The organism is Staphylococcus sp. EG-SA-2, assembly GCF_017152085.1.
Genome location: NZ_JACYHC010000659.1, coordinates 1 through 2,117 on the forward strand (window position 1 = coordinate 1; position 2,117 = coordinate 2,117).

A 2,117-nucleotide genomic window follows, 5' to 3' on the forward strand; every position below is an offset into this window, starting at 1 on the left:
CTAAGGTATCATTACACATAGGCGCACTTGTCTCCTTTAGTTTGGGTTTGGTCACTTTAAATTATAGAGGCAATTGCGCTTTTTGTGTATTAAAAAAAGCAGGAAGTTTTACCTTCCCACCATAAAATATGAAGAACCGGTATTTCATTGAGAATGCTTTTAAGTCACATGCCTTTTTTTGTTCTAATGCACCAATAGTAAGCCTTTGAGATTACTGTTGTGAGCAATGTTATTAATTAAAATAAGATGTAATAGCGAATTGAAAACAAGCTTAGATTAAAAGAGAGTTTTAAAAATATAGATAAATAATTTAAAGCAATTAAAGAAAAAAAGTATTAAAAATTGCAATTCTTAAACTGTGATTCATATTAATATTTGTAGAAAATAACATTGTAAAATAAAGAAAAATAATTAAAGTATTGCACTTTATTGAAATTTATATTACGATAGTAATGCAGAAATTTATATATGCAAAATATTATATTTATCAAATTTTGATATTTTAAAGGAGTATTATTAAATGAATAATAAAAAGACAGCAACAAATAGAAAAGGCATGATACCAAATCGATTAAACAAATTTTCGATAAGAAAGTATTCTGTAGGTACTGCTTCAATTTTAGTAGGGACAACATTGATTTTTGGGTTAAGTGGTCATGAAGCTAAAGCGGCAGAACATACGAATGGAGAATTAAATCAATCAAAAAATGAAACGACAGCCCCAAGTGAGAATAAAACAACTGAAAAAGTTGATAGTCGTCAACTAAAAGACAATACGCAAACTGCAACTGCAGATCAGCCTAAAGTGACAATGAGTGATAGTGCAACAGTTAAAGAAACTAGTAGTAACATGCAATCACCACAAAACGCTACAGCTAGTCAATCTACTACACAAACTAGCAATGTAACAACAAATGATAAATCATCAACTACATATAGTAATGAAACTGATAAAAGTAATTTAACACAGGCTAAAGATGTTTCAGCTACTCCTAAAACAACGACTATTAAACCAAGAACATTAAACCGTATGGCTGTGAACACAGTAGCAGCACCACAACAAGGTACAAATGTTAATGATAAAGTTCATTTTTCAAATATTGATATTGCTATTGATAAAGGACACTTAAATAAAGATACTGGCAAAACAGAATTTTGGGCAACTTCAAGTGATGTTTTAAAATTAAAAGCGAATTACACAATCGATGATTCTGTTAAAGAGGGCGATACATTTACTTTTAAATATGGTCAATATTTCCGTCCAGGATCAGTAAGATTACCTTCACAAACTCAAAATTTATATAATGCCCAAGGTAATATTATTGCAAAAGGTATTTATGACAGTACAACAAACACAACAACGTATACTTTTACGAATTATGTAGATCAATATACAAATGTTAGCGGTAGCTTTGAACAAGTCGCATTTGCGAAACGTGAAAATGCAACAACTGATAAAACTGCTTATAAAATGGAAGTAAGTTTAGGTAATGATACATATAGCGAAGAAATCATTGTCGATTATGGTAATAAAAAAGCACAACCGCTTATTTCAAGTACAAACTATATCAACAATGAAGATTTATCGCGTAATATGACTGCATATGTAAATCAACCTAAAAATACATATACTAAACAAACGTTTGTTACTAATTTAACTGGATATAAATTTAATCCAAATGCAAAAAACTTCAAAATTTACGAAGTGACAGATCAAAATCAATTTGTCGACAGTTTCACCCCAGATACTTCAAAACTTAAAGATGTTACTAATCAATTTAATATTACTTACAGCAATGATAATAAGACTGCAACAGTTGATTTAATGAATGGTCAAACAAGTAGTAATAAACAATACATCATTCAACAAGTTGCGTATCCAGATAATACATCAACAGATAATGGAAAAATTGATTATACTTTAGACACTGACAAAACTAAATATAGTTGGTCAAATAGTTATTCAAATGTGAATGGCTCATCAACTGCTAATGGCGACCAAAAGAAATATAATCTAGGTGACTATGTATGGGAAGATACAAATAAAGATGGTAAACAAGATGCCAATGAAAAAGGGATTAAAGGTGTTTATGTCATTCTTAAAGATAGTAACGGTA

The 2,117-nt window shown here is 29.7% G+C and carries 1 protein-coding gene; it reads left to right on the forward strand.

The genetic code is table 11. The features are described from left to right. Positions 1-520: 520 nt before the first annotated feature. The coding region (locus tag IDG60_RS11895) for a fibrinogen-binding adhesin SdrG C-terminal domain-containing protein (protein ID WP_206160732.1) at positions 521-2,117 on the forward strand (1,597 nt) is incomplete at its 3' end.